Here is a 21,861-nt window from a genome sequence, read left to right on the forward strand (position 1 = left end):
ATGCCCACGCGGACCGTCCTGCTGCTGATCCTCGCCAATCTGGCCTGGGCGCTGAACGTCATCGTCAGCAAGCTGGCAGTCGAGGATCTGGGCGTTCCGCCGCTATTTTACGCGGGTTTGCGCGCGCTGGTCACCATCATCGTTCTCGCGCCCTTGCTGAGGCCGCTTCCCAGGGACTGGCTGCGTACGGCTCTGGTCGGACTGGCGATCGGCGGAGGCAGCTTCGCCCTCTTCGCTCTCGGCCTGCAAACCGCCAGCCCGTCCGCGGCGGGGATCGTCGGATTGTCGGGCGCGCCGATGACCGTCCTGCTCGCCATCGTCCTGCTTGGCGAAAAGGTCCGCTGGCGGCGCGGGATCGGGATCGCGCTCGCCGTGACAGGCGTGGTTATCGCGATCGCCTCTCCCTCCGGTTGGGAGAGTTCGGGTGGTGTCGCGTGGATTCTCGTATCCTGTCTCGTCGGCGCGCTCGGCTCGATCTACGTCAAGCGGATCGAGGCCGGCGGACGGCAATTGCAGGCCTGGTCGGCGCTCGCCTCCTTCACCGTGCTCATGCCGCTGGCTCTCGTGACCGAATCCAATTTCGTCGCGCCGATCATGGCCGATCCGCTGGCCGTGATCGGCTGCCTGATCTTTGCCGGGCTGATCGTGTCGGTCTATGCCCACACGATCTATTTCAATGCGCTCAAGGCCCACGATGCCAATCTGGTGGTCCCGTTCACGCTGCTCCATCCCCTGATGACCGTGGCGCTGGGAGCATGGCTGACGGGCGACAGCGTGGGTTGGCCGCTGCTGATCGGCGGGGGCATCGCCGTGGCCGGGGTAGCGATTCTGGTCGTCCGGCCGAGCACCACCTTCACGCGTCGCCTGCTCGTTCGCTCGCGTCTCTGACGCGGGGGAAGCGCTTGCCCTGGCACACAAATCGCCTCATCGCGTTAACAGGATGAACGCCTTTTTCAGCGGGACCTGAATGACCGTCATAAACCGGATCGCCACTGCGGTCCCCGATCTCGATTTCGAAGCCGATTATCGCCGCTGGGCGATGCGACGGCTCGAAGGCACGCGCGAGGCGCGGCTCTACGAGCGTATGGCCGATCGCTCGGGGATCGAGCATCGCTGGTCGGTGCTGACCGAGGAAGATGCGCGATTGGAGGAAGGCGAGGGCCTGTATGGCGGTGCGCAACCACCCGGCACGGCGGAGCGCATGGCGATCTACGCCGAAGAGGCTCCGAAGCTGGCGTTGAAGGCCATCGAGGGGTTGGGCGATCTCGGCCCGGTCACGCATCTCGTGGTCGCCAGCTGCACCGGTTTCGTGGCGCCGGGGATCGATCAGATCATCGCGCGCCGCCTGGGACTTGCCGACGATATCGAGCGGGTGCTGATCGGTTTCATGGGTTGCTATGCCGCCGTCACTGCGCTGCGCACGGCGCGGCACATCACGCGCTCGCAGAAGGATGCGCGCGTCCTCGTCGTGACGGTGGAACTGTCGACGCTTCACCATCAGGAACAGATGGATATCGAACCGCTGCTGATGGGCGCCCAATTCGGCGACGGGGCGGCTGCGGCGCTGATCAGCAATCCGGGCGAAGGGCTTGCGCTCGGCGAGGGAATTTCGGCGGCGCTGCCCGACAGCGAGGAGCTGATTACTTGGCACATCGGCGACACCGGCTTCAACATGAGGCTTTCGGGCGAGGTTCCGGGCCGAATCGTCGCCGCGCTGGGCGATCCTGCGGTTCGCAAGCGCGTGTTGGGCGGGGCAGAGGTGGACGCGTTCGACGCTTGGGCGGTCCATGCCGGGGGGCGCAGCATTCTGGATGCGGTGGAAAAGGGCTTCTCGCTTTCGCCCATCGCGCTCGATGCGTCGCGTGCTGTTTTGCGCAATTGCGGCAATATGTCCTCGTCGACGCTGATGTTCGTGCTTGCGCGCCTGATCCGGGAAAAGCCCGGCAAGGGCGTCGCACTGGCATTCGGCCCCGGCCTTGCCATGGAGGGCTTCCGCTTCGGCTGGTCCGATGCTTGAACAGCGGTCCACGCAGGAAGAATTGATGGACGACCCCGCGCTCGACGCGGCGACCTATACCGAGGTTCTGCACGATCTGGCGCAGGTGAATACGGTCACGCTGGCGCGGCGGCCGACACTCGACTTCCTTCGCCGCGCGGTGGGCGGGCGCAAGAGTTTCCGCTGTCTCGACGTCGGTTTCGGCGATGGCGATATGCTCCGCGCGATCCGCTCATGGGCCGATCGGCGCGGGATCGAGGCGGAGCTGATCGGCGTGGATCTCAATTCCCGCAGCGTGGCGGCGGCTCGCGAACGAACCCCCTCGACCATGCGGATCGACTACCGGACCGGCGATTACGCCGATCTGGCGGGCGAGGGATGGGACTGCATCGTGTCGAGCCTCGTCGCCCATCACATGACCCGCGATCAGCTCGTCCAGTTCCTGCGCTTCATGGACCGGGAGGCGCAGATGGGCTGGTTCGTCAATGATCTGCGGCGCAGCCGGTTCGCATGGCTTGGCTATCCGCTGCTGGCGCGGGTGATGAACTGGCACCCGATCGTGCGTCATGATGGTCGCCTCTCGATCGCGCGATCCTATCGGCGCAAGGAATGGGCGCCGATACTGGCTTCCGCTGCCGTAGAGGGCGCGGAGGTGAAGCGGGTCTTCCCGTTCAGGCTCTGCGTCGAGACAATCCGGTGAGCGCACCGCTGATCCTCGGCGCCGGACCGGCGGGCTGCGCTGCAGCCATTACCCTTGCCGAGCAGGGGCGTACGCCCATCCTGATCGACCGGGATGTTAAGGTCGGCGATCCTCTATGCGGCGGTTTCATGAGCTGGCGGACCGTAGCTGCCTTGCGCGAACTGGGCGTCGATCCCACAGCGCTTGGCGCGCACCGGGTCGAAAGATTGATGCTGTTTGCAGGGGACCGCGAGGCGCAGGCCCGCCTGCCCGAAGCGGCGTGGGGCCTGTCGCGCCATGCTCTCGACACGGCCTTGCGCGCACGGGCGATCAGTCTCGGCGCGCGTCTCGAGATCGATCGCGCCCGCTCGCTGTCATCGGGCCGGATCGAGGGGGAACGGCAGGAATGGCGCGGTGACACCATTTTCCTCGCCACCGGCAAGCATGACGTGCGCGGTGAGACCCGGCCGCGCGAAGCATCCGATCCGGCGCTGGGTGTGCGAGTGAGAATACCCGCCCATCCCGATCTTTCGCGCCTGATAGGTGATGCGATCGAACTGCATCTGTTCGATGGCGCCTATGCCGGTATCGTTTTGCAGGAGGACGGATCGGCCAATGTGTGCCTCGCCTTGCGCAAATCGAGACTTTCGCGGGACGGATCGCCGCTAGAGTTGCTCCGCAGTCTTGCCGATCGCTATCCGGCTTTTGCTGAGCGGTGGCGCCATGCCCCGGACGATCTGGCGATCGATACGGTGGGCTCGGTTCCCTATGGCTGGATTGCGGACGGCACCGATCCGGGTCTCTACCGCCTCGGCGATCAAGCTGCGGTCATTCCGTCATTGGCGGGCGAGGGGATGGGGATCGCCATCGCCAGCGGGCGTTCGGCTGCGCAAGCCTTTCTCGAAGGGAAGGCCGCGCCTGTCTGGCAAGGTGAATTCGCGCGCCGCGCGGCCCGACCGGTTACGGTCGCGGAGGCGATCTGGAAGGCGGCGGAAACGCCCGGTTTGGCGCGTTTGGGTCTGGCCGCGGCCACTCTGATCCCCGGCCTCGCCACGATGGCGATGCGCGCGAGCCGGATCTAGAGCTTCATCACCCAATCACTCGCATCGGCCACAGCGCCCGTCTGGATGCCGACCAGCTTTTCGCGCAGCTTGTGCGTGATCTGGCCTGTGCCGCCCGATCCGATCGAGAACTCTCCATCCGGGCCGACCACCGAACCGACCGGCGTCACCACCGCCGCGGTTCCGCAGGCCATGGTTTCGACCAGATTGCCCTTCATCGCATCGGCGCGCCACTGGTCGATGCTGTAAGGCTCCTCGCGCACGTTGAGCCCCTCTTCGCGCAGCAGCTGGATCAGGCTGTCGCGCGTGATACCGGGCAGGATCGTGCCGGTGAGCGGAGGCGTGATGACGGTGCCGTCGTCGAAGACGAAGAACAAGTTCATCCCGCCCAGTTCCTCGATCCATTTCTTCTCGACGGCGTCGAGGAAGACGACCTGATCGCAGCCGTTCTCGATCCCCTCCATCTGGGGGACGAGGCTGGCGGCGTAATTCCCGCCCGTTTTTGCGGCACCCGTCCCGCCCGGTGCGGCGCGCGTGTAATTGCGGCTGACCCAGATCTTGACCGGCTTCGCACCGCCCTTGAAATACCCGCCCACTGGGGACGCGATCAGGACGTATTTGTACTGCCGCGCGGGACGCACGCCGAGAAAGGCTTCGCTCGCGAACATGAAGGGGCGCAGATAGAGCGCGCCGCCTTCGATCGAGGGAGTCCAGTCTCCGTCGACGGAAACCAGCCGACGAATGCTTTCGAGGAACAGCTCCTCGGGCAGTTCGGGCATCGCCATGCGGCGCGCGCTGGCGTTGAAGCGGCGGGCGTTCTGTTCGGGACGGAACAGGCCGAGCGATCCGTCGGGATGGCGATAGGCCTTCATTCCTTCGAAGATTTCCTGCGCATAATGCAGCACCGCCGCCGCCGGATCGAGCGCGATCGGCTCGCGCGCCTGAAGGGTCGGGCTGTGCCATCCGCCCTGGTCGGCGTCGTAGTCGATCACGACCATGTGATCGGTGAAGATCTTCCCGAAACCGGGATCGGCGATCGCCTGCTGACGGGTCTCGCCGGGGACCGGGGCAGGGTGGGGGAGGTGCTTGAAATCCATGCTTCGCGGGTAATGCGCGAGGCGAAAAAGGGCAAGTGGTCGGGGAAGGAGTCGCAAGAGAAGCTGAAGTGTCTCGAAGACCGGGCCGGACGAGGCCCGGCAAGCGCGACCGCGCGCCCGCAGCGGCCCTGACCCCGGACGTGTTCCGGGGGAAGGAATAGCCGCGAGGATGCTCGCACGGAGGTGCGAGCGCAAACCAAAAACGTGAAGGGCGGCCCTCGCCCGTAGGAGGTACCGCCCTTCGCATGGTCAGCGGCCGGAAGTGCCGCTCACGTCGCCTTACTTGGCAAGTGTCTTACCGAGTATGCTCCGTAGGGATCTTCACCGACCTCGCTACTGAACCATGAGACATCGGATCACCTCCTTTCGCGCTAGTGAGCTAGAAGCCCGTTTCACGGGGCCACAAGACCGGCGTTCGCCGCTGATCTTGTCTTCTTTTTCACGCTTCACCCGCGCCAATTCAAGGCTTGAAAAAAACTTTTCCCACGTCAGTATCGGCGGTTCCCGCTGGCTTAGCGGCAATCCTCGATAACGCGTGTCACTTCGGCCCAGGCGGGCAGATAGAGCGTCGGCGCGTCCGCCAGCTCCATAGCGAAACGGCCTTTTGTAAGCGCCATTGCATCGAGCAGCGGATCGCGGCCGGGAATGACGGCGGCGAACATGTTCTGGCCTTCGGGATCGACCGGTGCCTGCAACGAACGGGTCGTCGTTTCGGTGCGGATCGTCATGGTGCGATTATAGGGGCTGCGCGGATCGACATAGCGTTGCAGGATCACATTCCCGGTCGGCGAACACGTGATGCGCGCCAGCAGCTCGCCGTTGGCTCCTGCATATTCGGCTGACGAATATCGAGCGTTCGCCACCCGCTCCGTCGAATAGGTCCAGTCCCCCGGCGTGCGCGGCGCGTCCATCCAATTGTCGTAGGTGGGCGCAGGCGCGGGTGCCGGAGCGGGGGCGCGGGTAATGGGTGTCGGCGTCGGAGTGGGGGCGGGCGTCGAATCGGGAGCGGGCACGCAGGCCGCGATCCCGAATGTCAGAGCGAGCGCCGCGCCCGCATAGGCGAGCGACGAGGCGAAGAGAGGGCGGCGGTTGTGGCGAGCGATCGGTTCCATCCCCACACAATGCGCGCTAGGCGGCATGTTTCCAAGCGGGACCGGAGAATATGAGCAGAAAGCAGCGCCTCGACCAGATGCTCGTCGATCGCGGCCTCGTCGAAAGCCGCACGCGCGCGCAGGCGCTGGTCATGGCCGGGCTGGTGTTTTCGGGCGAGCGCAAGCTGGAAAAGCCCGGCCAGCAGATCGCTGCCGACACCCCGCTCGACGTGCGCGGGCGCGATCATCCCTGGGTCTCGCGCGGCGGCATCAAGCTCGCCCATGCGATCGACCATTTCGGGCTCGATCCTGCGGGCGTGACGGCGATGGATATCGGCAGCTCGACCGGGGGCTTTACCGACGTGTTGTTGCAGAAGGGGGCTGCGCATGTCTTCGCGGTCGATAGCGGCACCAACCAGCTCGCCTGGAAATTGCGGCAGGACGATCGCGTCACCGTGTTGGAACAGACCAGCGCGCGCATTCTGACCCGCGAAATGATCGACCGCCCGTGCCAATGGGTGGTCTGCGATGCGAGCTTCATCGGCCTCGCCAAGGTGCTTGAGCGCCCGCTCGCACTGGCGGCACCCGAATGCCGCCTCGTCGCGCTGATCAAGCCGCAATTCGAGGTCGGGCGCGAAGAGGTGGGGAAGAAGGGCGTGGTCAGCGATCCGGCCCTCCACGCCCGCGTCTGCGACGAGGTGCGCGCCTGGGTCGAGCGGCTGGGTTTCACGGTCGACGGGATCGTTGAAAGTCCGATCACCGGGCCGGAAGGCAATGTCGAGTTCCTGATCAGCGCCCTCAGAAACGCTCGCGGCGATTGACGCTGGCGCGCTCGGCGCTCTAGGCGTTTGCGCAACAAGATTTCACGGGAAGAGAACATGTCCGCTAACATCGCCGAAATGGAACGCCGCCGCGCCGCTGCCAGAATGGGCGGCGGGCAAAAGCGCATCGACGCGCAGCACGCCAAGGGCAAGCTGACCGCGCGCGAGCGGTTGGACGTGCTGCTCGACGAAGGCAGCTTCGAAGAGCTCGACACCTATGTCGAACACGATTGCATCGATTTCGGCATGGAGGAACAGCGCATTCCGGGGGACGGCGTCGTCACCGGATCGGGCACGATCAACGGGCGGCTGGTGTTCGTGTTCAGCCAGGATTTCACCGTGTTCGGCGGCTCGCTCTCGAAGCGCCATGCGGAAAAGATCTGCAAAGTGATGGACATGGCGCTGAAAGTCGGCGCGCCGGTCATCGGCCTGAACGACAGCGGCGGCGCGCGCATTCAGGAAGGCGTCGCCTCGCTCGGCGGCTATGCCGAAGTGTTCCAGCGCAACGTTCTTGCGAGCGGCGTGGTGCCGCAGATCAGCCTCATCATGGGGCCGTGCGCGGGCGGGGCAGTCTATTCGCCTGCGATGACAGACTTCATCTTCATGGTGAAGGATTCGAGCTATATGTTCGTGACCGGCCCGGACGTGGTCAAGACAGTGACGAACGAGGTCGTGACGCAGGAGGAACTGGGTGGCGCGGTAACGCACACGACCAAGACCAGCGTGGCCGACGTGGCGTTCGAGAACGATATCGAAACCCTGCTCGCGACGCGCAATTTCGTCGATTTCCTGCCGTTGTCCAACCGCGAGGATGTGCCCGAGCGCCCGACCAGCGATCCGTGGGACCGCGAGGAGCCGAGCCTCGACACGATCATCCCCGACAACGCCAACCAGCCCTACGACATGCACGAAGTCATCCGCAAGACGCTGGACGAAGGCGATTTCTTCGAAATCCAGCCCGCCCATGCCGGCAATATCCTGTGCGGCTTCGGCCGGGTCGAGGGGCGCACGGTGGGCGTGGTCGCGAACCAGCCGATGGTGCTGGCAGGCGTGCTCGACATCAATTCATCGAAGAAGGCCGCGCGCTTCGTGCGTTTCTGCGATGCCTTCGATATTCCGATCCTGACCTTCGTGGACGTGCCCGGTTTCCTGCCCGGCACCGCCCAGGAGCATAACGGCATCATCAAGCACGGCGCGAAGCTCCTCTTCGCCTATGCCGAGGCGACCGTGCCCAAGATCACCGTCATCACCCGCAAGGCCTATGGCGGCGCGTACGACGTGATGAGCTCCAAGCATCTGCGCGGTGACCTCAACTACGCCTGGCCCACCGCCGAAATCGCCGTGATGGGCGCCAAGGGCGCAGTGGAGATCATCTTCCGCCAGGACCGCGACAACCCCGACAAGATCGCCGAGAAAACGAAGGAATACGAAGACCGCTTCGCCAATCCCTTCGTGGCCGCCTCGCGCGGCTATATCGACGAGGTGATCCACCCGCACGCAACGCGGCGGCGGATCGCGCTGGGGCTAAGGAAGCTGCGGGGGAAGCAGCTGGAGAACCCGTGGAAGAAGCATGACAATATCCCGTTGTGATGAAGAGCGATTCACTAAAGGCTAGCAACGAGATGGAGGCTGACAGGCGATCTTTAGCTCGGGATAATGTGACCAGAGCGTACGACTCTTCGCTTGCTTTGTTGAAGTGGGTTTTGACTAGCACGGCTACACTCCACACTGCTGCGATTTTCGCTGTGTTCAACTCCGAACGCTACAGCGACATCTTACTCGCCGGACCCGCGTGGTTGTTTCTCGCAGGTGTCGCCCTATCAGTTCTGAGCGGATTATTTTTTGCATTCGTATCAGCAGACTTTGCCGGAAAAATGTCGGCATCCTTGTGGAAGGGAGAGGGTTTGGATTCTGATACGATGGATGCGTATGACCCCGAAGCAAGCACGCTTGCAATTATTGCGGCAGTTCTCCTCGGACTGTCCGTCGCCGCGTTTCTTCTTGGCGTCGGGTTTTCAGGCTTGCAAATAGCAAACGATAGAAATTCCATTATGGTCGAGGAGAGCTCGTGATGAAACTTGGCCGCCTTAATCACATCGGCGTTGCCACGCCTTCGATCGCGGACAGCGTTGCCTATTACCGCGACACGATGGGCGCGATCCATATCGGCGAGCCTTTCGATCTGCCGGAACAGGGCGTGAAGGTCTGCTTCGTCGACACGCCCGGCCATGACGGGACCGAAGGCACGCAGATCGAGCTGATCGAGCCGCTGGGCGAACAATCGACGCTCAGGACGTTTATGGAAAAGAACCCGCTCGGGGGGCAGCATCACGTCTGCTACGAAGTGCCCGATATCGACGCGGCGCGCGAATGGTTCGAGGGGAAGGGCAAGCGCATCCTCGGCCCGACGCGGATCGGCGCGCATGGGACACCCATCTTCTTCCTCCACCCGAAGGACATGAAGGGCCAGCTGACCGAAATCATGGAAACGCCGAAAGAGGCGCACTGAGATGACCGACACACCCACCTATGCCGACTGGAAGGCCCTCGCCGACAAGGAAGTGAAGGGTCGCGACCTGATTTGGCACACTGCCGAGGGGATCGCCGTCAAGCCGCTCTATACGAGCGAGGATGTCGGTGCGCGAGGGGCGGACCTCGACTCCGGCGTGCCCGGCATCGCGCCCTTCACGCGCGGGCCCTATGCATCGATGTATACCGGGCGTCCGTGGACGATCCGGCAATATGCGGGCTTCTCCACCGCCGAGGAATCCAACGCCTTCTATCGCCGCAACCTGGCGGCGGGGCAGAAGGGGTTGTCGGTCGCCTTCGACCTCGCGACGCATCGCGGCTATGACAGCGACCACCCGCGCGTGGTAGGCGATGTCGGCAAGGCAGGCGTCGCGATCGACACGGTGCGCGACATGGAGATCCTGTTCGACCAGATCCCGCTGGAAAGCATGAGCGTGTCGATGACGATGAACGGCGCGGTGATCCCCGTGCTGGCCTTCTACATCGTCGCGGCGGAGCGGCAGGGGGTTTCGCAGGACAAGCTCGCCGGGACCATTCAGAACGACATCCTCAAGGAGTTCATGGTCCGCAACACCTATATCTATCCGCCCGAGCCTTCGATGCGGATTATCTCGGACATCATCGCATATACCTCGGCCAACATGCCGAAATTCAACAGCATTTCCATTTCGGGCTATCACATGCACGAGGCCGGGGCGACGGCGGTGCAGGAACTGGCCTTCACCATCGCCGACGGCAAGGAATACGCCAAGCGCGCGATGGAAGCGGGCCTCGACATCGATGCCTTCGCGCCGCGCCTGTCCTTCTTCTGGGGCATCGGCATGAACTTCTTCATGGAGATCGCCAAGATGCGCGCGGGCCGCCAATTGTGGCACGACGTGATGTCCGATCTGGGCGCGAAGAGCGACAAGTCCAAGATGCTGCGAACGCATTGCCAGACCAGCGGTGTTTCGTTGCAGGAGCAGGACCCTTACAACAACGTCATCCGCACCACGATCGAGGCGATGGCGGCGGTGCTGGGCGGCACGCAGTCGCTCCACACCAATGCACTGGACGAAGCCATCGCGCTGCCGACCGATTTCAGTGCGCGGATCGCGCGCAACACGCAGCTTGTCTTGCAGCACGAGGCGGGTCTGACCAATGTCGCCGACCCCCTCGGCGGATCGTATTATATCGAAAGCATCACCGCCGAACTGGTCGAAAAGGCCAAGGCGATGCTCGACGAGGTCGAAGCGGCGGGTGGCATGACCCAATACGTCGCCAGCGGCGAACCCAAGGCCCAGATCGAACGCGCCGCCGCCGCTAAGCAGGCGAGCGTCGATCGCGGGGAGACGGTGATCGTGGGCGTCAACAAATACCGGCGCGAGAAGGAAGACGAGATCGACACGCTCGATGTGGACAACCATGCGGTGCGCCGGAGCCAAATCGCGCGGCTCGAAGACGTTCGCGCGGCCCGCGATGATTTCGCCTGCAAGGCCGCGCTCGACGCGCTGGCGCGGGGCGCGGCGCAGAAAGAGGGCAATCTCCTCGCCCTCGCCGTGGAAGCGGCGCGACACAATGCGACTTTGGGCGAAATCAGCGAGGCGATGGAGGATGCTTTCGGGCGCTACGACACGCTGCCGACGCCGGTGAAGGGCGTCTATGCCGAAGCCTATGCGGACGACGATCGCTACGCGCAGGTGGTCGAGGGGGTGAAGGCGGTCGAGCGCAGGCTCGGCCACAAGCCCAAGCTGATGGTCGCCAAGATGGGGCAGGACGGCCACGATCGCGGGGCGAACGTCATTGCATCCGCCTTTGCCGATATGGGCTTCGACGTGCTCAGCGGCCCGCTGTTCCAGACGCCGCAGGAAACCCGCGACATGGCGCTCGCCGAAGGTGTCGATGCAATTGGCGCGAGCAGTCTCGCGGCGGGGCACAAAACCCTTATCCCCGAACTGATCGGCCTGCTGAAAGAGGCTGGGCGCCCCGACATCAAGGTGATCGCCGGCGGCGTGATCCCGCAGAAGGATTACGACTTCCTGCGCGATGCCGGGGTGCAGGGGATCTACGGTCCGGGGAGCAATGTGGTCGAATGTGCTGCGGACGTGCTGCGCCTGATGGGCCACAATATGCCGCCTGCGGGCGAGGAGATAGGGCAGGCTGGATGAAATACCTTTTCATTGCGATCATTTTAAGCGTGATTAGCCCGACATCGTTGCAAGCCTGCTTAGCCCCGCGCGATACGGACGCCAGTCGCGAACGCTGGATGCAAGAGACCGGCGGCTTGAAGGTTGCCGGTCGCTATTACGAAATCCGCGAGCTCACTTTCCGGAGGCCCGCCGATGCCAACCGTTCGGGCCCCGCCGCTATTTGGTATTTTGGTCGGGTGATCGGTGATGACGGCGCCAACTACGAAACCTTTCACAGGAGCGTGGACGTACGCTATATGTGCGAGCAAGCTGGAGGCCCACGCGCGGCCGCAACCGGCGATTTTTATATCACCAAAGACGCCGAAACCGGGCTTTTCTACATCCGGGATTGGGATGGCGAGTACGTTCTTAGCCCTGCGGGAGAGGATCTGGAGGAGGCTGCGGAGTGATCGTTTCTCTCATCCTTTCACTGGCAGCTCCGGTTATACTGGAGGTGCCAAACGAACCATGTGACCCGAGCGCTCCGATCCGTGACCCCGAAGTATGCGAGCCGATCTTTGAGGTCGATGGTGTAGCCATTTACAACTTGGAGAGCGTGGCAGTGGGCACCGTCGAACGAATGTTTCAGTTCAGGCAGGACATTGCCCATTGTGGTCTGGCTAGCCGCATCGACGGTGTCGACAGCAAAATTGCAGTGTATGACATCGTCAACGCCGATGAGCAGAGCCGCGCCTGTGTGCTCAAGTGGATCGAGACAAATGAGCCGGAGTTGAAATTTTCCGAAGAGAAGCTCGCCTCCTTCTTTCCCTTGTGAATAACTTTGATACTTGGAACCCTCGTTGACTCTAATCCGCACCGACTGGACCCGCGAGGAAATCGCGGACCTCTTCGACCTTCCCTTTGCCGAGCTGCTCTTCCGTGCAGCCACGGTCCACCGCGAGTTTCATCCGCCCGAACAGGTGCAGCTCTGCACCCTGCTCTCGATCAAGACCGGCGGGTGCCCGGAGGATTGCGGCTATTGCTCGCAGTCGGTGAAGGCCGATAGCGGGGTCGAGGCGACCAAGCTGATGGACGTGCGCGCCGTACTGCAATCTGCCGCGCAGGCGAAGGACGCAGGCTCGCAGCGCTTCTGCATGGGCGCGGCCTGGCGTAATCCCAAGGATCGCGACATGCCCGCGATCGTCGAGATCGTGAAGGGCGTGCGCGCGATGGGGCTGGAGACCTGCATGACGCTGGGGATGCTGACACCGAAACAGGCGGATATGCTGAAGGAAGCGGGCCTCGATTATTACAACCACAATGTCGACACAGGCCCTGAATATTACGAGCGCGTGATCTCGACCCGCAAGTATCAGGACCGGCTCGACACGCTTCAGAACGTGCGCGATGCGGGCATCAATGTGTGCAGCGGCGGGATCGTAGGGATGGGCGAAACGCGCGAGGATCGCGTTGGCTTCGTCCACACGCTCGCCACGCTGGAGCGGCATCCCGAAAGCGTGCCGGTCAACGCGCTGGTGCCGGTCAAGGGCACGGTGCTGGGCGATATGCTCGCCGACACGCCGCTCGCCAAGATCGACGATATCGAATTCGTCCGCACCGTCGCGGTCGCGCGCATAGCCATGCCGATGAGCATGGTGCGCCTGTCCGCAGGCCGCGAGTCGATGAGTGAGGCCACACAGGCGCTGTGCTTCCTCGCGGGGGCGAACTCGATCTTCACCGGAGACACATTGCTGACCGCGCCCAATGCGGGCGACGATAGCGACAGTGCGCTGTTCGCCAAGCTCGGCCTGACGCCGCTGGTGCAGGAAGAGCCGATGCGGGCAACGGGGCGATCCTGCAAGCGGACCAGCGAAACCATGGAACCGGCGGAGTAATCATGTTCAAGAAAATCCTCATCGCCAATCGCGGCGAGATCGCTTGCCGGGTCATCAAAACCGCGCGCCGGATGGGCATTGAGACCGTCGCGGTCTATTCCGATGCCGATGCGCGCGCGCCCTTCGTGAAAATGGCAGACGAGGCGGTGCATATCGGCCCGGCCCCCGCGAACGAGAGCTACCTGCTCGCGGACAAGATCATCGCCGCCTGCAAGCAGACCGGGGCCGAGGCGGTGCATCCGGGTTACGGCTTCCTGTCCGAGCGCGCGACCTTCGTCGAGGCGTTGGCCAAGGAGAACATCGCCTTCATCGGCCCGCCTGCCAATGCGATTGCGGCGATGGGCGACAAGATCGAATCCAAGAAGCTCGCCATGGAAGCAGGCGTCAATGTCGTCCCCGGCTTCGTCGGCGAGATCGAGGATACGGAACACGCGGTCCGCATCGCCAACGAGATCACCTATCCGGTGATGATGAAGGCCAGCGCGGGCGGCGGCGGCAAGGGGATGCGCCTCGCCTATAGCGAGAAGGACGTGCGCGAAGGCTTCGAGAGCGTGAAGCGCGAAGGGCTCAATTCCTTCGGCGACGACCGCGTCTTCATCGAGAAATTCATCGAGGACCCACGCCATATCGAGTCGGCGACAAGCACGGGACCATTCTCTATCTCAACGAGCGCGAATGCTCGATCCAGCGCCGCCACCAGAAGGTGGTCGAGGAAGCGCCGTCGCCCTTCGTCACGCCAAAGATGCGCAAGGCGATGGGTGAGCAGTGCGTGGCCCTCGCGCGCGCCGTCGACTATCATTCGGCGGGCACGGTCGAACTGATCGTCAGCGGCGCGGACAAGACGGGGGAGAGCTTCTACTTCCTCGAAATGAACACGCGCCTCCAGGTCGAGCATCCCGTGACCGAGGCGATCACCGGCATCGATCTCGTCGAGCAGATGATCCGCGTTGCGGCGGGCGAGAAGCTCGCCATGACGCAGGACGATATCGGGATCGACGGCTGGTCGATCGAGAACCGCGTCTATGCCGAGGACCCCTATCGCGGGTTCCTGCCGAGCATCGGGCGTCTGGTGCGCTATGATCCGCCGGTGGACGGCTGGACCGACGATGGAAGCGCGAATGGTCGGCGCGGTGTGGCCATGGGAAATGGGGGCGTGCGCGTGGATGACGGCGTCTATGAAGGCGGCGAGGTCTCCATGTTCTACGACCCGATGATCGCGAAGCTGGTGACCTGGGGCGAAACGCGTGACGAGGCGGCGGACTTGCAGGTCCAGGCGCTCGATGCGTTTCGGATCGAGGGCCTTGGCCACAATGTCGATTTCCTCAGCGCCATCATGCAGCATCCGCGCTTCCGTTCGGGCGAGCTGACCACCGGCTTCATCGCCGAGGAATATCCCGACGGGTTCCAGGGCGCCGCCGCTTCCGACGATCTCAAGCGCGGGCTGGCCGCCATAGCGGGTGTGATCGCTACCGCCGATGCCGATCGCGCGCGCCGGATCGAAGGCCAGCTCTCGCGCGACCTCTACGCCCCCGGCGACTGGACTGTCCGCCTGGGCGACAGCGATTACCGCGTCGAGATCGAGGAGGATGCGATCCTGGTCGATGGCGATGCGATCTCGCTCGAAATGGAATACACGCCGGGCGAGCCGCTGTTCGATGTGACTCTCGACGGCACCGAACTGACCCTGCAATTGCAACCGACCCGCACCGGCTATGCGATGACGACGCGCGGCGCCAAGCACACGGTCCGCATCCTCCAGACCCGTATCGCGCATCTGGCCGAGCACATGATCGAGAAGATCCCGCCGGACCTGTCCAAGATGCTGATCTGTCCCATGCCAGGCCTGCTGGTGAAGCTGCATGTCGGGCAGGGGGAAGAGGTCCAGCCGGGCCAACCGCTCGCCACCGTGGAAGCCATGAAAATGGAGAACATCCTGCGTGCAGAAAAGGCCGGGACGATCGCGAAGATCAACGCGAGTGAAGGCGAAAGCCTGGCGGTGGACGAAGTCATCCTCGAACTGGAATAGCCCGATTACACTCTTTTAACGTGCAATTGCGGCATCGCTGCAATTCCAATACCACCTTGTCATTGGGGAAAGGACAAGGGGGAATTGGGCATGAGGCAGTTCGGTTTCGCGGGGTCCGTGGCGGCGATCGCGGCGGTCACGGTGGTTGCAGCACCCGCGGCCCAGGCGCAGGAGATATCCTATCGCTTGCCCGAAGCGACCATCGTCGCGGGGGTGGCGGAAACGCTCCTGTCCTGCGGCTCCGATCCTCAGGTTAAGCGGGAGGTGACGATCGCGGGTCTGACGCAGCCTGGCGAGATCGTGCGGCTCGATCCCAACAATCCCTTCCTCGGAAGCCGCAATTTGGAGATCGCCTATTTCGAGGATGGGACGATCCAAAAGATCAACGCCAGCGGCGAAGGATCGGGCGGCGCCGTGATCGCCAGCGTTCTGAAGAGCGCGGTCGGCTTCCTGACGATGGGGCCGTTGGGTGGATTTGCTGGTCTCGGTGGGTTTGACAGCACGAAGGCGCTGGGTTCCGGCGCGAACGCCAATCCACAATTCGCGCTCACTCCGACCTGCGAACCGGAGATCAGGCAACTCGTTGAAAAACGCGCTGGCGTCGTGAAGGATATCGAGCAGTTCGAACAGGACGTGGCCTCGGAAGCGACGATCGATCCCCTGCGACGGACGCTTTACGTCGAATGGCTCAAGCAGCGCACGGCACTCGATCGCGCCCTCACGCTGCGTCAGTCCGTGAAACTGGAAGGGGCTGGCAGCGCATGGCGCGGGAAAATTGCCCCTGATGGGTCCATCGCTCTCTATGACCAGATTCCGACGATTGACCGCAAGAATTGGTTCGGCGCCACGGCCGATCGCTTCAAACCCAGGACGTCCGACCTGCCTTATTGCGTGGCGTTCACCGCCAGCGAGCCGACGCTGCGCAGATCGAAAGCCGTCCCCACGCTGGACCTTCGCCAATGGCGGCGCGCGCATCTGACCGATGAGGGGAATCTCAACGAGAACATCCTGTCCGACCGCTTCGTATATCGGCGCCCCGTACCCGTGAGCGTCGATATCCGGCAGAAGTCCGCCACTACCCAGAATTGCGAAACCGACTTCGCAAGTCTTGTGAAGACTGAAACAGAGACAGTCCCGGTGCCGCAATTGTCGGAATATTTCATCATGAAACTGGACAACGGAGCATTCGGATCACGCTCGCTCAAGGCCGAATTCCGTGCGGATGGGTCTCTTGTCTCGTTCGGCTCCTCTTCGGGCAGCGCAGGCTCGGGCGGGGCCGCCAGCCTTGAGGGGCTGTACGGAGCGGCGACGACCTTGCGCGATTCCGAAACTGCGCGTCTCAAGCGTGAACTCGACCGCGCGGATACGGAAAAGAAGCTCAAGGACTTGAGGGACGCGGCAAAACCGACCTAATCAGGTGAGATGCACCTCAATCACGCGCCCGACGCCCCGCCCGCCGACGAAATCGATTTCGCGACCTTCCTCAAGGCGGATATCCGGGTCGGCACGATCGTCTCGGTCGAGGCCTTTCCCGAGGCGCGCAAGCCGAGCTATCGCCTGCGCATCGATTTCGGTCCCGCCATCGGAGAGAAAACGAGCTGCGCGCAGATCGTCGCGAATTACACGCCCGATGATCTTGAGGGGCGTCAGGTCGCGGCTGTCGTCAACTTCCCACCACGCCAGATCGGGCCAGCCATGTCCGAAGTGCTGACCCTGGGATTTGCGGACGAGCGGGGCGAGGTCGTCCTGTTCGCTCCCGACAGCGCGGTGCCGAACGGTTCGCGTCTTTTCTGAGAGCTTAGGGCGCTAACGCAGACTCTATCAGTGCGCTTGCAGCTCGCCGTCCAGGAACTGCGCGACGTCTTCCAGCGCGACGTCCTTCGCTAAAAATGCTGCACCTATGCTGCGCAGCAAAAGGAACGGGAGGGTGCCTGCATCCATCTTCTTGTCGTGCAGCATATGATCGGCGAGATCTCGGCCTGAACAGCCCAGATCGAGCGCCGAGATTTCGGCCGGCAATCCGGCGGCATCGACCGCGCCGGTCAGGCGCTGGCTCGCTTCTTCGTCGAGCAATCCGCGCCGCGCGGAATAGCGCGCGGCCAGCACCATGCCTAACGCCACTGCCTCGCCATGCAGCAATCGATCGGAAAATCCCGTTTCCGCTTCGAGCGCGTGGCCGAATGTGTGGCCGAGATTGAGCAGCGCCCGCGCGCCCGTGGTCTCGCGCTCGTCTTCGGCGACGATCCGCGCCTTGGATGCAACGCTCGTGGCGACGGCATATTCCAGCGCAGCCGGATCGCGCGCAAGAACCGCTGCGCCCTTTTCTTCGAGCCACGCGAAAAATTCCGCATCGCCAAGCACGCCGTATTTCAGCACCTCGGCATAGCCCGCGCGCATTTCGCGGTCGGGCAGGGTGTCGAGCGCCGTGAGATCGGCCAGCACCAGCGCGGGCTGATGGAAGGCGCCGACAAGGTTCTTGCCCGCCGCGCTGTTGATCGCCGTCTTGCCGCCGACCGAGCTGTCGACCTGCGCCAATAAAGTCGTCGGCACCTGGATGAATCCGCACCCACGCTTCAGGATCGCGCAGGCAAAGCCGGTCAAATCGCCCACGACTCCGCCGCCCAGTGCGACGACATGATCGCCGCGTTCGACGCCTTCTTCCAGCAGCCAGTCGGTCAGACGCTCCAGCTCGCGCCAGCTCTTGGAGCCTTCGCCCGGTGCCACATCGTACCATCGCGCTGTTCTTCCGCCCGCAGCAAGCGACGCTTCGACGGTCGGTCCCCAGTGTTTGCGTGCATTGCGATCCGCGACCACAGGCACGCTGTCCTTGCGCAGGAACGGGGCTGCATGATCCGCCAGATCACGCAGCAGATCGTGTCCGACGCGCACTTCGTAGCTGCGCCCGGCCAGTCCGACACCGATTACAGCCATGCGTCGATCGCCTCGATGATCCGGCTCACGGTCCGGTGGTGGGGACCGTCATCGGTCACGATATGGATATGGGCTTGCGCATAGCTGTCGCTGCGCTGTTCCTTCAGCTCCGCCAGAATCTTGGCCGGATCGCCTCCGCGCAAGAGCGGCCTGGTGTTGCGCCGACTGGTACGTTCTACCAAAGTTTCGAGATCGCAATCGAGCCATACCGCAACCCCCTTGTCGAGGATGAGCGCGCGCGTATCCGCATCGATGAAGGCGCCGCCGCCGGTTGCGATCACGCCCGCTTTCTCGCCCATCAGACGCGCGACGACCCGCCGTTCACCTTCGCGGAAATAGGCTTCGCCATGGGTTGCGAATATCTCCGACACGGTACGGTCGGCGGCGCGTTCGATCTCGTGATCGACATCGACGAAGGAGCGTTTCAGCGCCTCGGCCAGGCGCCGCCCGACAGTCGTCTTGCCGACACCCATCAGCCCGACCAGCACGATCGGCCGATCGAGCCGCGCCGCGAGGCTGCCGGACGATGCGCGGGCCGATGTTGCGGAGGGAGAATGCGAGGATTGCGACTGGGTCATTGAAGGGTGGCTTAGATATGGGCTATCGGGCAGGCAAGCATGGCAAGTCTTGCATAGGTCAAAGCACAGATAATGAAGGGACAGCGGATCGGAATGGTCGCCGCGCTCATTCTCCTCGTGGTTCTCGTCGTCGCATGGTTCGACGGCGGTGAGGAACCGCTGCGCCCGATCGAGGCGGCGGTCGACGTGCCCGAATTCGCGCCCGTACCGACATCGACTGCGGTGCAGCGGGGACCTGCGCGATGATCCGGGCCGGGACACGGGCCAAGAGACAGGCGTGGTGGGCTTGCGGGTCCGCGCTGGGCGTGCTGGCGCTGGGATCGTCGCTCGCGATCGCACAGGGGCAACCGGAAGATCTCTTGCCGCCGGGTTTCGAGGACCCCGCGCCAGGTCCGGCGCCGAGCCCGGCGCCCAGTCCGGCCCCTGCACCCGCCCCACGCCCCGCACCGAGCGCGACGGCGACCCAGTCGGGCGAGATCGTTCAGCCCATTCCGCAGTCGAGTCCGGCTAGTGCCCCACGGGCGAGCGATCTCGATCGCCTGCCGACCCTGCGCGAGCTGGAAAACCTTTCGACCGACGAGCTCGATCAATTGCTGGGATTGCGGCCCAGCGTGGACATTCCCGCCGCCGCGCAGCGCTCGACCGAGCGGGTCGGTGTCCTCTCCTTTGAGGAAGGGGGCATTCCTTCGGGTGCCTTCGCGCGCCAGCCTGCCGCACTGGTCCGGGCCGCACTCGCGGCGAGCACGGGGCCGGTCGTCTCGCGCTGGGGCCATATCCTGCTGCGCCGGGTCCTCGCCAGCAGGCTCGCCGCGCCGGACGGGATGGACCCGGTCGAATTCGCGGGGCTGCGCGCTCGCACGCTGAATGCGATGGGCGAGTTCGCAGCCGCGCGGGCTCTGGTGCAGGATGTCGATACCGCCAATTACGATCCACGCCTGACCGAGGCCGCGATCAATGCCTATATCGGCACGGCGGACATCGTCGGCGCCTGTCCGGTGGTCAGGATTGGGCGAATCGATCGAGACGATGCGCAGTGGCGGATGCTGGCGGGCATCTGCAACGCCTATGCGGGCGAAGCGACCCGCGCGGGCAACGATCTGCGCCGCCTCCTGAATACCGGGGCGGCCCCGCGCATCGATGCGCTTCTGGCGCAACGCTTTGCCGGGGCAGCGGGCAATGGCAGGCGCGGCGTCACGATCGAATGGGATGGTGTCGAGGACCTGACGCCGATTCGGTTCGCGCTCGCCAATGCGGTGGGTGAGGCCATCCCCGATTCGCTCCAGGCCGGGATGGGGCCGTATTACCGCCTGTCCGCAGCGACCGCGCCTATGCTTCCTCTGCCGGAGCGGGCCGAAAGCGCCGAGTTCGCGGCGGCGCAAGGCGTCCTTTCGTCGCGCGCGATCATCGATCTCTATTCGCAGATTTTCGCCATCGAGGGAGTCGAGGGTGAACCCGGCGATCGGGCGACGCGCCTGCGCAGGGCCTATGTCGACAGCGATCCTGCGGCGCGCCTCTCCGCGATCCGCGAGATCTGGGGCGGCGCGCCCGATGGGGAGACCTATGGGCGCTATGTCCTGACCTCCTATGCCGCGGCGCGAATGCCCGCCGACGAGGCGTTTGCCGACGATGCGGCGGGCTTGGTCTCGGCCATGCTCACCGCCGGGCTCGACCGGGATGCGCAGCGCTGGATGGATACGGTGGATGGCGGATCGCTCGCCTGGGGCATCCTCGCGGCGGGCGTGCCGCAATTCGACGGAACCGTCAGCGGCGGCGATCTGTCCGACTTCTTCGACAATGATCCGAGCGCGCGGCAGGCGAAATCGCGTCTGTTGGTGGCGGGGCTCGCCGGGCTGGGACGGATCGATGCTTCGGATGCGTCCGATTACAGCGAGGAGATGTCGCTCGGCCTTGGCCGCGAAAGCACCTGGTCGCGGGCGATCACGCGTGCGGCGCAGGTAGGCAATCCCGGCCTCGTCGCCGTGCTCGCCGGGCTCGGGATGCAGGGCAGCGGATGGGAGCGGATGACGCCGCTCCACCTCTATCATATCGTCCGCGCGCTCGATGCGGTGGGGATGAATGCCGAAGCCCGGATGATCGCTGCCGAAGCGGTCGCGCGCGCCTGACCCGTTTACCAAAACCGCCGCACGACCCGATCGAGGATTTCCTCGCCATGCTCGCTGCCGAGCGTGGCGCTGCGACCAACACTCTTGCCGCCTATCGCCGCGATCTCGAACAGGCCCAGGCTTCGATCGGGCCTTTGGGCGATGTGCAGAAAAGCGATCTGGCCAAGCTGGCCGATATCTGGTCCGCACTCGCGCCCGCCAGCATCGCACGCAAGGCTTCGGCTTTGCGCCAGTTCTACGGTTTCCTGATCGAGGAAGGCGTTCGCGGCGACGATCCCAGCGGCGCGCTTCCCAAGCCGCTCGCCCGCAGGCCCTTGCCGAAAATCCTTTCGCATACGCAGATCGAGGCCTTGTTCGACCGGGCCGAGTTCGAGGCGGAGGGCGAAACGCCTGCGGCGGTGCGCCTGCTCCTGATGCTCGAACTGCTCTATGGATCGGGCCTGCGCGCGAGTGAGCTGGTGGCGCTGCCATTAGCGGCGGTGCCGCGTGATGCGCCTTTTCTGACTCTGACAGGGAAGGGGGGGCAGGCGCGCATGGTCCCCGTCAGCGAACGGGCGAAGCGGGTGATGACGCGCTGGCTCGCTCTGCGCGAGGCGGGGAGCCGCCATCTCTTTCCCTCGCGCAATGGAAGGCATCTCAGCCGGGTGCGGCTGTTTCAATTGTTGAAGGCGCTTGCGATGCGGGCCGATATTCCGCCCGAAGCGATCAGCCCGCACGTATTGCGCCATGCCTTTGCGACCCATCTGCTCGAGGGCGGGGCGGATCTGCGTGTTCTCCAGACCATGCTTGGCCATGCGGATATCGCGACGACGCAGATCTACACCCATGTCGATGCCGCAAGGCTCGTAAAGCTGGTGAACGAGCGCCATCCGCTGGGCGCAGGCTACGATCGAGCGCAGCTTGCGCGTTCGCGAGGGGGCGAGTAA

At 64.1% G+C, this 21,861-nt stretch carries 21 protein-coding genes and 1 pseudogene; 18 read left to right on the forward strand and 4 right to left on the reverse strand.

Going from position 1 to position 21,861, the window contains the following annotated elements:
* The 4 genes from GRI47_RS03715 to GRI47_RS03730 all read left to right on the forward strand — a co-directional run bounded on the left by GRI47_RS03715 (window position 1) and on the right by GRI47_RS03730 (window position 3,757).
* Entirely contained in the window at window positions 1-888 is an 888-nt protein-coding gene (locus GRI47_RS03715) for a DMT family transporter (RefSeq protein WP_160660010.1), read from the forward strand.
* Window positions 889-967: 79 nt separating this feature from the next.
* On the forward strand, window positions 968-2,017 hold the full coding sequence (locus GRI47_RS03720; RefSeq protein WP_160660011.1) for a type III polyketide synthase: 1,050 nt from the start codon (window positions 968-970) through the stop codon (window positions 2,015-2,017).
* Between the two features lie 25 nt (window positions 2,018-2,042).
* Entirely contained in the window at window positions 2,043-2,696 is a 654-nt protein-coding gene (locus tag GRI47_RS03725; RefSeq protein WP_237452610.1) for a methyltransferase domain-containing protein, read from the forward strand.
* Entirely contained in the window at window positions 2,693-3,757 is a 1,065-nt protein-coding gene (locus tag GRI47_RS03730; protein ID WP_337190631.1) for an NAD(P)/FAD-dependent oxidoreductase, read from the forward strand. Before GRI47_RS03725 ends, GRI47_RS03730 begins: the two co-directional genes overlap by 4 nt.
* On the opposite strand, the gene GRI47_RS03735 is transcribed toward GRI47_RS03730, so the two are convergent.
* Together GRI47_RS03735 and GRI47_RS14760 are read right to left on the reverse strand one after the other, a co-directional pair.
* A complete protein-coding gene (locus GRI47_RS03735) occupies window positions 3,754-4,833 on the reverse strand; it encodes a branched-chain amino acid aminotransferase (protein WP_160660014.1) in 1,080 nt (359 codons plus the stop codon). The genes GRI47_RS03730 and GRI47_RS03735 overlap by 4 nt on opposite strands.
* Window positions 4,834-5,345: 512 nt before the next feature.
* Window positions 5,346-5,945 (reverse strand): hypothetical protein, encoded by a 600-nt coding sequence (locus GRI47_RS14760; protein ID WP_202387169.1) that lies wholly within the window; start codon window positions 5,943-5,945, stop codon window positions 5,346-5,348.
* 50 nt (window positions 5,946-5,995) lie between these two features.
* Here GRI47_RS14760 and GRI47_RS03740 point away from each other — a divergent pair, with 50 nt between their 5' ends.
* The 11 genes and pseudogenes from GRI47_RS03740 (at window position 5,996) to GRI47_RS03790 (ending at window position 17,097) form a co-directional block, all read left to right on the forward strand.
* Window positions 5,996-6,745, forward strand: coding sequence for a TlyA family RNA methyltransferase (locus tag GRI47_RS03740; protein ID WP_160660015.1), 750 nt, complete (start codon window positions 5,996-5,998; stop codon window positions 6,743-6,745).
* 57 nt (window positions 6,746-6,802) lie between these two features.
* Window positions 6,803-8,335, forward strand: coding sequence for an acyl-CoA carboxylase subunit beta (locus tag GRI47_RS03745; RefSeq protein ID WP_160660016.1), 1,533 nt, complete (start codon window positions 6,803-6,805; stop codon window positions 8,333-8,335).
* Complete coding sequence (locus GRI47_RS03750) at window positions 8,335-8,817, forward strand: hypothetical protein (RefSeq protein WP_160660017.1); 483 nt, start codon at window positions 8,335-8,337, stop codon at window positions 8,815-8,817. The genes GRI47_RS03745 and GRI47_RS03750 overlap by 1 nt, the downstream gene beginning before the upstream one ends.
* Entirely contained in the window at window positions 8,817-9,254 is a 438-nt protein-coding gene (mce, locus tag GRI47_RS03755; RefSeq protein ID WP_160660018.1) for a methylmalonyl-CoA epimerase, read from the forward strand. The genes GRI47_RS03750 and mce overlap by 1 nt, the downstream gene beginning before the upstream one ends.
* Window position 9,255: 1 nt before the next feature.
* Entirely contained in the window at window positions 9,256-11,421 is a 2,166-nt protein-coding gene (gene scpA / locus GRI47_RS03760; RefSeq protein ID WP_160660019.1) for a methylmalonyl-CoA mutase, read from the forward strand.
* Window positions 11,418-11,852: a hypothetical protein gene (locus tag GRI47_RS03765; RefSeq protein WP_160660020.1), complete on the forward strand. Its 435-nt coding sequence runs from the start codon at window positions 11,418-11,420 to the stop codon at window positions 11,850-11,852. The genes scpA and GRI47_RS03765 overlap by 4 nt, the downstream gene beginning before the upstream one ends.
* Entirely contained in the window at window positions 11,849-12,217 is a 369-nt protein-coding gene (locus GRI47_RS03770; protein WP_160660021.1) for a hypothetical protein, read from the forward strand. Before GRI47_RS03765 ends, GRI47_RS03770 begins: the two co-directional genes overlap by 4 nt.
* A gap of 25 nt (window positions 12,218-12,242) precedes the next feature.
* Window positions 12,243-13,277 (forward strand): biotin synthase BioB, encoded by a 1,035-nt coding sequence (gene bioB, locus GRI47_RS03775; protein WP_160660022.1) that lies wholly within the window; start codon window positions 12,243-12,245, stop codon window positions 13,275-13,277.
* Between the two features lie 2 nt (window positions 13,278-13,279).
* Window positions 13,280-15,303: pseudogene (locus GRI47_RS03780) on the forward strand (ATP-binding protein).
* Window positions 15,304-15,393: 90 nt separating this feature from the next.
* Window positions 15,394-16,716, forward strand: a complete 1,323-nt coding sequence (locus GRI47_RS03785; RefSeq protein WP_160660023.1) for a hypothetical protein — start codon at window positions 15,394-15,396, stop codon at window positions 16,714-16,716.
* Between the two features lie 9 nt (window positions 16,717-16,725).
* A complete protein-coding gene (locus GRI47_RS03790) occupies window positions 16,726-17,097 on the forward strand; it encodes a tRNA-binding protein (RefSeq protein WP_160660024.1) in 372 nt (123 codons plus the stop codon).
* A 27-nt stretch (window positions 17,098-17,124) separates the two neighbouring features.
* On the opposite strand, the gene aroB is transcribed toward GRI47_RS03790, so the two are convergent.
* Together aroB and GRI47_RS03800 are read right to left on the reverse strand one after the other, a co-directional pair.
* On the reverse strand, window positions 17,125-18,234 hold the full coding sequence (aroB, locus tag GRI47_RS03795; protein ID WP_160660025.1) for a 3-dehydroquinate synthase: 1,110 nt from the start codon (window positions 18,232-18,234) through the stop codon (window positions 17,125-17,127).
* Window positions 18,225-18,812, reverse strand: coding sequence for a shikimate kinase (locus GRI47_RS03800; RefSeq protein ID WP_160660026.1), 588 nt, complete (start codon window positions 18,810-18,812; stop codon window positions 18,225-18,227). The genes aroB and GRI47_RS03800 overlap by 10 nt, the downstream gene beginning before the upstream one ends.
* Window positions 18,813-18,884: 72 nt before the next feature.
* Here GRI47_RS03800 and GRI47_RS14765 point away from each other — a divergent pair, with 72 nt between their 5' ends.
* The 3 genes from GRI47_RS14765 to GRI47_RS03810 are packed head-to-tail and all read left to right on the forward strand — an operon-like array spanning window position 18,885 to window position 21,861.
* Window positions 18,885-19,058: a hypothetical protein gene (locus GRI47_RS14765; RefSeq protein ID WP_202387170.1), complete on the forward strand. Its 174-nt coding sequence runs from the start codon at window positions 18,885-18,887 to the stop codon at window positions 19,056-19,058.
* Entirely contained in the window at window positions 19,055-20,935 is a 1,881-nt protein-coding gene (locus GRI47_RS03805; RefSeq protein WP_202387171.1) for a hypothetical protein, read from the forward strand. The genes GRI47_RS14765 and GRI47_RS03805 overlap by 4 nt, the downstream gene beginning before the upstream one ends.
* Entirely contained in the window at window positions 20,932-21,861 is a 930-nt protein-coding gene (locus tag GRI47_RS03810) for a tyrosine recombinase (protein WP_272916506.1), read from the forward strand. The genes GRI47_RS03805 and GRI47_RS03810 overlap by 4 nt, the downstream gene beginning before the upstream one ends.

Origin of the sequence: Qipengyuania pelagi (assembly GCF_009827295.1) — a bacterium.
Classification (GTDB): Bacteria; Pseudomonadota; Alphaproteobacteria; order Sphingomonadales; family Sphingomonadaceae; genus Qipengyuania; species Qipengyuania pelagi.

What these genes read in the sequence shown, in the direction of transcription:
- GRI47_RS03740 (WP_160660015.1), top strand. Translation starts at nt 5,996, where the DNA reads ATGAGCAGAAAGCAGCGCCTCGACCAGATGCTCGTCGATCGCGGCCTC.
- GRI47_RS03720 (WP_160660011.1), top strand. Translation starts at nt 968, where the DNA reads ATGACCGTCATAAACCGGATCGCCACTGCGGTCCCCGATCTCGATTTC.
- GRI47_RS03785 (WP_160660023.1), top strand. Translation starts at nt 15,394, where the DNA reads ATGAGGCAGTTCGGTTTCGCGGGGTCCGTGGCGGCGATCGCGGCGGTC.
- aroB (WP_160660025.1), bottom strand. Translation starts at nt 18,234, where the DNA reads ATGGCTGTAATCGGTGTCGGACTGGCCGGGCGCAGCTACGAAGTGCGC.
- GRI47_RS03765 (WP_160660020.1), top strand. Translation starts at nt 11,418, where the DNA reads ATGAAATACCTTTTCATTGCGATCATTTTAAGCGTGATTAGCCCGACA.
- mce (WP_160660018.1), top strand. Translation starts at nt 8,817, where the DNA reads ATGAAACTTGGCCGCCTTAATCACATCGGCGTTGCCACGCCTTCGATC.
- GRI47_RS03750 (WP_160660017.1), top strand. Translation starts at nt 8,335, where the DNA reads ATGAAGAGCGATTCACTAAAGGCTAGCAACGAGATGGAGGCTGACAGG.
- GRI47_RS03725 (WP_237452610.1), top strand. Translation starts at nt 2,043, where the DNA reads ATGGACGACCCCGCGCTCGACGCGGCGACCTATACCGAGGTTCTGCAC.
- GRI47_RS14765 (WP_202387170.1), top strand. Translation starts at nt 18,885, where the DNA reads ATGAAGGGACAGCGGATCGGAATGGTCGCCGCGCTCATTCTCCTCGTG.
- GRI47_RS03800 (WP_160660026.1), bottom strand. Translation starts at nt 18,812, where the DNA reads ATGACCCAGTCGCAATCCTCGCATTCTCCCTCCGCAACATCGGCCCGC.
- GRI47_RS03745 (WP_160660016.1), top strand. Translation starts at nt 6,803, where the DNA reads ATGTCCGCTAACATCGCCGAAATGGAACGCCGCCGCGCCGCTGCCAGA.
- GRI47_RS03715 (WP_160660010.1), top strand. Translation starts at nt 1, where the DNA reads ATGCCCACGCGGACCGTCCTGCTGCTGATCCTCGCCAATCTGGCCTGG.
- scpA (WP_160660019.1), top strand. Translation starts at nt 9,256, where the DNA reads ATGACCGACACACCCACCTATGCCGACTGGAAGGCCCTCGCCGACAAG.
- GRI47_RS14760 (WP_202387169.1), bottom strand. Translation starts at nt 5,945, where the DNA reads ATGGAACCGATCGCTCGCCACAACCGCCGCCCTCTCTTCGCCTCGTCG.
- GRI47_RS03805 (WP_202387171.1), top strand. Translation starts at nt 19,055, where the DNA reads ATGATCCGGGCCGGGACACGGGCCAAGAGACAGGCGTGGTGGGCTTGC.
- GRI47_RS03790 (WP_160660024.1), top strand. Translation starts at nt 16,726, where the DNA reads ATGCACCTCAATCACGCGCCCGACGCCCCGCCCGCCGACGAAATCGAT.
- GRI47_RS03735 (WP_160660014.1), bottom strand. Translation starts at nt 4,833, where the DNA reads ATGGATTTCAAGCACCTCCCCCACCCTGCCCCGGTCCCCGGCGAGACC.